7 protein-coding genes are annotated in these 6,932 nt (G+C 43.3%); 4 read left to right on the forward strand and 3 right to left on the reverse strand.

Going from position 1 to position 6,932, the window contains the following annotated elements; all coding sequences use genetic code 11:
* Positions 1-12: 12 nt before the first annotated feature.
* Both J4N24_RS23560 and J4N24_RS23565 read right to left on the reverse strand, forming a co-directional pair.
* Positions 13-1,392, reverse strand: coding sequence for a TolB-like translocation protein (locus J4N24_RS23560; RefSeq protein WP_207536203.1), 1,380 nt, complete (start codon positions 1,390-1,392; stop codon positions 13-15).
* Positions 1,393-1,650: 258 nt separating this feature from the next.
* Positions 1,651-1,815, reverse strand: coding sequence for a hypothetical protein (locus J4N24_RS23565; protein WP_207536204.1), 165 nt, complete (start codon positions 1,813-1,815; stop codon positions 1,651-1,653).
* A 233-nt stretch (positions 1,816-2,048) separates the two neighbouring features.
* On the opposite strand from J4N24_RS23565, the gene J4N24_RS23570 reads away from it, so the two are divergent.
* The 3 genes from J4N24_RS23570 to J4N24_RS23580 all read left to right on the forward strand — a co-directional run bounded on the left by J4N24_RS23570 (position 2,049) and on the right by J4N24_RS23580 (position 4,819).
* Positions 2,049-3,719, forward strand: a complete 1,671-nt coding sequence (locus J4N24_RS23570; RefSeq protein ID WP_207536205.1) for a carbamoyltransferase C-terminal domain-containing protein — start codon at positions 2,049-2,051, stop codon at positions 3,717-3,719.
* Positions 3,716-4,447, forward strand: a complete 732-nt coding sequence (locus tag J4N24_RS23575; protein WP_207536206.1) for a PIG-L deacetylase family protein — start codon at positions 3,716-3,718, stop codon at positions 4,445-4,447. The genes J4N24_RS23570 and J4N24_RS23575 overlap by 4 nt, the downstream gene beginning before the upstream one ends.
* A 93-nt stretch (positions 4,448-4,540) precedes the next feature.
* Complete coding sequence (locus J4N24_RS23580; RefSeq protein ID WP_207423945.1) at positions 4,541-4,819, forward strand: hypothetical protein; 279 nt, start codon at positions 4,541-4,543, stop codon at positions 4,817-4,819.
* A gap of 64 nt (positions 4,820-4,883) precedes the next feature.
* Here the strand turns inward: J4N24_RS23580 and J4N24_RS23585 are convergent, their stop codons facing one another.
* Positions 4,884-5,858, reverse strand: coding sequence for a 2-hydroxyacid dehydrogenase (locus tag J4N24_RS23585; RefSeq protein ID WP_207536207.1), 975 nt, complete (start codon positions 5,856-5,858; stop codon positions 4,884-4,886).
* Positions 5,859-6,268: 410 nt separating this feature from the next.
* Here J4N24_RS23585 and J4N24_RS23590 point away from each other — a divergent pair, with 410 nt between their 5' ends.
* Positions 6,269-6,790 (forward strand): hypothetical protein, encoded by a 522-nt coding sequence (locus tag J4N24_RS23590; protein ID WP_207536208.1) that lies wholly within the window; start codon positions 6,269-6,271, stop codon positions 6,788-6,790.
* Positions 6,791-6,932: the final 142 nt, after the last annotated feature.

Genomic DNA, 6,932 nt, shown 5'->3' on the forward strand with positions numbered 1-6,932 from the left:
GGAAAATTGTTTCTAAGGGGACTTCCTCTTCAACCAATCCTTTGGCATGTGAACAATACAGATATTCATTGTCTTATTATCCTCCGAAAGCATAGCGGATTGAATTTCGAAACGGGTTCCGTCCGGGTGAAATGTGGGATGGCAGTGATCGGCTGCTGTTGTTTTGTGCCCGGTAGAGATCATCTTCATTTCACGGGTACGACGATCTATAATATATAAACTTCTGCTGAAGTCATCTCCAACCGCCCACCTGCCATCAGGCGATCCATGGACATGCCACAAGCCGCTGCCGGAAGGTGTTTGCCCGGCGATGGTGGTTTCACGGGTACGTAGATTAACTATAGCCAAACCAGTAGGCTTTTCACGGGTGCCCGCATTTCCCCAGTCGCTCTCCTGACCTGGGTTCGCTCCGGTGACGCCTGTTGCTGGAGCTCCAACGCCAGTATTAGCTGCCCCGGGAATAGCACGATGTCCCATCAAGGCCATTGCCACTTCGTCCTTGGATATAACGGCTTCGTGAGTTACCCACTCGTATGAAGCTTCCGGGTACAGCGGTCTTAGGCCTGATCCATCCGACCTTACTGTCCAGGTACGTTGTGGTGATTTACCACCTGTCTCCCAACAAAAAACTATTTCACCGGGATTCCATAAGTTGGCCTGAATATGACCTACCTGGAATGGAACAGACACGACATGTTTAATTTCACCGGTTTTTATGTTCATCCGCGCAATGCCGGCTGGTCCGGCTCCCATTTTTCTCGGGCCAAAGCTTTCTTCTACCTTAGTTCCCGCTGCCAGATGTTTCACTGCTGCTTCTTTACCAACCCTAAAGTAAACCCATTCCTCATCCGCATCCAGGGCCATATCACCACCTGCACCAATTTCAGGGGGAGTTATGCCGCAAATCCGTTGATAAGTACCTGCAGCCCTCATCGACCCTGATTTACTGTCGGCAAAGACTTTTGCAAGATCTACCTCCACTATTTCCAAGCCCTTAGACTCTTTTCCTTGTCCCGGATCAGCCTCTCTGGTTTGACCTATGCTCCGCATGAAATAGAGTTTCATTGACTTTCTGGCGATATTTAACATGCCGGTGTAACCTCCTTCCGAAACCTGGACGATATCGCCGCTTTTCTCATTTACCGCCATGGCCTCGTTCTTTGCAAGATCGGAGCGGAAGATGACCCATTGCCCATCTGAAGTCCACTGCGGATGAGTGGGATAGATTTTGGAATCCCCATGAGGCTTGCTGGTCAAAAAAACAAGTTTGGCGCCTGTGACAGGATCTTTAATTTCCTTTTTTTCTGAAGGGAAGCGTTTGCCGATCTGAGAGAAGACTGTACAAGGAACTAATGCAGAAAAAAATACTGCCAGAAGAATAGAAGTTCTCATTTCTTGGATCTGATTATAATTGGTGATCAAGTATAGGTATCCCAAAAATTCCTTTTGAAGTCAGGAGGTATTTCTTTTGTTACATAACCTTTTTGATACAAATTTTAAGGAGTAGAGCCCCTCGCTTGAGCTGAACTCACAAACGGAGGATGATCGTTAATTGGAGGTTCCTGGTGGATAAAACATATAGACTTTCACAAAAAAAAGGGAGGCTAGCTCCCTTCTCAATCATCCCACAATTAATCCTACTTAATCACCTTAAATATCGTCGTTCAAAAATTCTGTCAAGCTGCAAAACCGGGCTTGCCCTGTAGGAATATGGATCTTTTTTCCATCAAATATGATCGTTACATCACTTATGTTCCTTCCTACAACCTGAAACAAAAATCCCTCGTAAAGGATGTATCCCATCTCACTATTCATTGTCTTTCCTGGTAATGTAACATGCTTTACGAAGAGTTTTTGCAAGAGTTACAGAAAATGTTATGGCTGATAAAAAGATGACAAATTCAGAGATTTAATCCAAGGATGCTTTTTCGCAGAACTCAAACTAATCCAATACTTCTTAGTTATTGGAAAAGGAATTTCGGAAGATAGCGCAGCTTCCGTAGCCTTTATAAACTTATTTTTCACCTTAAAAAAACATTTCTTCATCTATGAATTCACCCGCTATTTTAGGTATAAATCGCACTCAGGATGGTACAATCTCAGTTTTTGACGGAGGTAAACATGTGATGTCTATCCACAAAGAAAGGCTAACAAAACGCAAGCACCACTGGGGAAGATTGGGTGATATTAAGATGTACAAAGAGCAGATCCCGGTAGTTGACCGCCCATACGACCTTATTGTTGAATGTTGGTCGGCCGACGACGAGTACCAGAAAAAGGAACAATATCACGAAGAATTAAGAACTGTTTTGAACCTGAAGGAAGGGGCCGAGATCATAGAGATCTCTCACCATTTAGCTCACCTTTACAGTGCCTATCATCCTTCCGGATTCGACACCTGCGCCACCATGATCATTGATTCAGTGGGCAGTCCGGTTGAACATATTAAATATGATTATCCGGGAAAGGGACAGAGGAACCTGTTTGAGGTTGCCTCATATTACTACTGCTCTAATGGCGAGATAAAATGTATCAAGAAACAGCTGCACGACCGTAATCCTGAACAGCCACACGGGCTGGGTAATTTCTATTATAAATTAACCAACTGCCTTTTCTCTGGTGAGGGAAGTGAAGGAAAGGTAATGGGACTTGCAGCCTATGGGGATCCTAAGAAAATAGATCTGCCTGAACTTATTGTAAGAGAGGGAGAAGTTTTGATTCCGGATGAATGGATCGAGGCCTTTAAAACCACTGATTATTTCTACAATAATGAGGTGAAAACCTTCGGTGAAAAGGCAGATTTCGCAGCAAAAGGACAAGAAGTGTTTGAGAATGCTTTGATGAAGGCTGCCCAATGGTTATCGGATGTAACAGGAACAAAAAACATAGCCTATGCTGGGGGCTGTGCTTTGAACTGTGTTGCAAATAGCAAACTATTGGAAATGGGACTAAATGTCTTTATTCCACCAGCACCGCATGATGGAGGAACTTCCGTAGGTTGTGCGATCTATGGGGCAGTAGAATGTTTTAAACTTCAGAATGAGTTTGAATGGCGCTTCGATTATCTGGGACCGGAAGTAGACATTGAACAGGTGACTGAAGTGATCAAGAACTATCCTGACCTGAAGATCGAAAAGCCCGAAGATTTGATAGAAGAATGCGCTAACCATATTAACTGGGGGCGCATCCTTTGCGTATTTCAAAGTCAGAGTGAATTTGGACCTCGTGCCCTCGGAAACCGCAGTATTATTGCTGATACCAGGTATGGGGTTAATAAATTCTGGATAAACGCCTTCATTAAAGGAAGGGAATGGTTCAGGCCAATCGCTCCTTTTGTATTGGAAGAAGATGTAAACGAGTATTTCAAATTTGAAGGCCGGACCCCTTTCATGCTATTCACCGCTTTTGTACAGGACGCCTATAAAGATAAGTTCCCTACTATTGAACATATTGATCATAGTGCGAGGATCCAAACTGTGAGTAAAGATGATAATGAATTTATTTACAATGTGATCAGACGCTTTAAGGATAAAACAGGTGTGGGAATTATTGCCAATACTTCCTTTAATGGAAAGAACGAGACGATGGTGGAAAGTTTAACCGATGCAATTAATTGCTTCGTGAACCACCCGATCCATCACCTGGTGGTGCCACCTTATATCATTTCAAAAAGTACACCGGTAAGCAATCCTATCCAGTTATCAAGCTATAAAGTGTGAGCTTAAAAATAAATATCCTGTCGCCGCATTTTGACGATGCGGCGTACGGGCTTACGCTAACCATTTCTAAACTACTTAACAGCGACGTGCCTGTTAAGCTGATCAACTGTTTTACGGTTACGCGCTGGACAGCTATACCTGTTGAATCTAAAGAAACAGAAGCTATAAGCCTGTTGCGTGCCGGAGAGGATCAGAGCTACAATGCCTTATTCGATTCGAAGATTGACATTGTAAACCTTGATCTGCTGGATGCTCCCCTCCGTAACAATTACATTTTCCGCTTCAAAGCGCTGGCGGAGGATGAATTAGCCCTTGCTGAAGATCTGAGGGGAAAATTAATCAGGGAGGTGGAAGGTGTTCTGCTTTGTCCTCTGAGTATTGGCGACCATGTTGATCATGTGATCTGTCTCGAGGCTGTATTAAAGCTTTATGCCCAATTAGATATCGCATTTTATGAGGACCTTCCCTATTCTGCAAGGATAACAGAGGAACAGATCGTGAACCATGTAGAGCAGGTAGCAAATAGATTACAGGTAAGCCTTATTCCGCTGGTAAATAATATGAGCAATTGCAGTATAGATAAAAGTACTGCGGTTCGTGTTTATCAAAGCCAAATGAATGAGGATATCCATTCGGAGATCCTGGCCCATATGGAAAATCTGCAGGGTGAACGTATATGGGGAGAAGAGAAAGTTCTGGAAAAGCTAAAGTTCAGCTTAGGTTGCTGATGCATATTTTCCTTTCGGTTTTTACTCTTTTGTAAATCTCTCAAAACCCTTGATGCTAGTGGGTGTTGGAATTTCATATCTACATATAAACAAATGAAAAACCAACAAGAGAACCCGGAAGAAAACAACGGACACGATAATACTATCGGTGGCGCACAAACTAATACCCCTGATCCTGAAACCCAAAATGACACAGGATTTGCAGGTACTACTAATTCATTAAGCGAATCGAGAAATGACGATGATGGGTATCAGATAGCAATAGAAGATACTATGATCGGTTACGACGGAGACGAAAGCCAGATGGATATGGATCTGGGAGAGGAAGACCGGAAACGATCAGGAAGATCGGGAATCGATGATAACTCCTAGAATAAAGTTTAAAAGGTCTGGCATTTGATGCCGGACCTTTTTGCTTATTTATCAAGCAATAGCTTTAATCATACACCTCCTTATTAACCAGGTAAGGAAGCCTTTCACCTTTAAGTCCGGCAATTATATTTTCAGCAACTCTTCTCACCATCTTTTCTCTCGTTTCCTCAGTTGAGGTTCCTATGTGAGGCAAAATAGTCGCGTTTTCAAGTTTAAGCAATGGATTATCAGGGCTCATTGGTTCCGGATTAGTGACATCAAGACCGGCACCCCAGATCTGCTTTTTCGCCAAAGCTTCTGTTAGGTCATTTTCGTTATGAATCTGTCCCCGTGCAGTGTTAATAAAAATAGCGGAAGGCTTCATCGCCGAAAAAACCTCCATATTAAACAGCCCCCTGGTTTCATTGCTCAGGACAGAGTGAACAGACAAGACATCACTTCGCTGAACAAGCTTATCAAAAGGTACTTTTTCAGCTCCTAATTCTTGTTCTGCCCGGAAGTTCCGGCTGCGGTTGCAATAGATGATCTTCATATCATAGGCAGCGCGACACAAGGCTGCCATCCGAGAACCTATATTCCCAAGTCCGAAAACCCCGAGGGTCTTATCTCTAAGCTCTATGCCTAAATGGGCAGTAGGTTCAAAGAAAGCCCACTCCCCCTTCAATATCCTTTTATGCTGATATAGGGCATTTCTTGCAACCATCAGCATAAGCATAAAGGCAGTTTCTGCAGTAGCTTCATCAACTACTGCCGGAGTGTTTCCGATGGGGATACGAAAGCGGGTAGCCGTCATGAGGTCTACATTATCGTAACCAACTGCGTGAAGGGCAATAACTTTCAAATGCTGGCAAGCCTCCAGGAACTGCGCATCAACCTTTATAGGTCCGGCTACAATAAGGGCGTCGTGTTGCCGGCATTTTCTGATCAACTCATCCCGGCTTAGCTCTCTCCGTTCTTCCCATTGGTTTACTTCGATGCCAGCTTCCTCCATTAAACGTATGCCAAGGTCAGTTATAACGCGTGTTGAAAATACCTTCATTAGTCTCCTATAAATATCCAGCGAAAGTAGAAGTATAATGGAAAGTTACACTATTCTTTCAGGATAAGATCCTGCTCCTACTCCGTATTCACTGTTTTAATGTTGAATTAAGGGGTCGCTTAAGGGTAAAGTCGAATTATTCCCCGATCTGTTGATTTTTAGGAGTCTAAGTGACCTCTAAGCTTTACGGTTACAAAAACAGGTCTTTTTGCGGAAAATACCCAAATTTCATTTAATTCTTAGTCTTATCTGGCTCCCAAATGGGTGTATATGAAGAAATAAGGCGTTTTTTAGCGAATCAGGTATTTTTTGGATCAACACTTCCGAAAAGCGGAACAAGAGAGACTCTTCAGTCCGGCACGCCAATTGGCAGACTTAGGCGAAAAAGAAACTATCTAAAGAAAAACATCATGAAAAAAGTGTGTGCATTATTAGCATTTGTTCTGGCAGCTGTTGTGTCAGAAAATAGTTATGCTCAAACAGGAAGTCGTAAAACCGGAACAAGTTCCGATACAACTACCAACAGCAGAACGATCAAAAAAAGCAAAAAAACTACAACTGAGGGTACCACAACTCCGAGAACTGGGACTACAGGTACTGGAACTGGAACTACAACCCAGGGAACTGACACAGGTACGGGAACTACTACAACTACTCCTTCTGGAACAGGTACAACCACCACTACTCCAAGATCAGGTACAGGAACTACAGGCAGTGGCACCGGAACTACTACTCAGGGAACTGGTACACCTACAGGCACAACGACCATTCCGTCAACAGGCACAGGAACTGGTACCGGAACTACAACTTCACCTGGAACAGGAACTACTGGCACTGGCACCACTACTTCACCAGGTACTGGAACCGGAACTACAGGTACTGGAACTACACAAGGTACAGGAGGCTCAACTACAACTACTCCTAAGCCATAGTGTATTGGTTTTAAATGTAACGTCCTAAAATAGGTTGACTATTTTGTGAATACTAAATTGGCGTAAAAACCTCAAACATCCTCAAAAATGTTTGAGGTTTTTTTATAGGTTTTAACTTCCCTATTTTGTTGACTGTGCATTT

Origin of the sequence: Desertivirga arenae (genome assembly GCF_017355785.1) — a bacterium.
GTDB lineage: Bacteria > Bacteroidota > Bacteroidia > Sphingobacteriales > Sphingobacteriaceae > Desertivirga > Desertivirga arenae.

Excerpts from the sequence above, each read along its gene's own strand:
- J4N24_RS23560 (WP_207536203.1), bottom strand. The coding sequence starts at position 1,392 with ATGAGAACTTCTATTCTTCTGGCAGTATTTTTTTCTGCATTAGTTCCT.
- J4N24_RS23565 (WP_207536204.1), bottom strand. The coding sequence starts at position 1,815 with ATGAATAGTGAGATGGGATACATCCTTTACGAGGGATTTTTGTTTCAG.
- J4N24_RS23570 (WP_207536205.1), top strand. The coding sequence starts at position 2,049 with ATGAATTCACCCGCTATTTTAGGTATAAATCGCACTCAGGATGGTACA.
- J4N24_RS23580 (WP_207423945.1), top strand. The coding sequence starts at position 4,541 with ATGAAAAACCAACAAGAGAACCCGGAAGAAAACAACGGACACGATAAT.
- J4N24_RS23585 (WP_207536207.1), bottom strand. The coding sequence starts at position 5,858 with ATGAAGGTATTTTCAACACGCGTTATAACTGACCTTGGCATACGTTTA.
- J4N24_RS23590 (WP_207536208.1), top strand. The coding sequence starts at position 6,269 with ATGAAAAAAGTGTGTGCATTATTAGCATTTGTTCTGGCAGCTGTTGTG.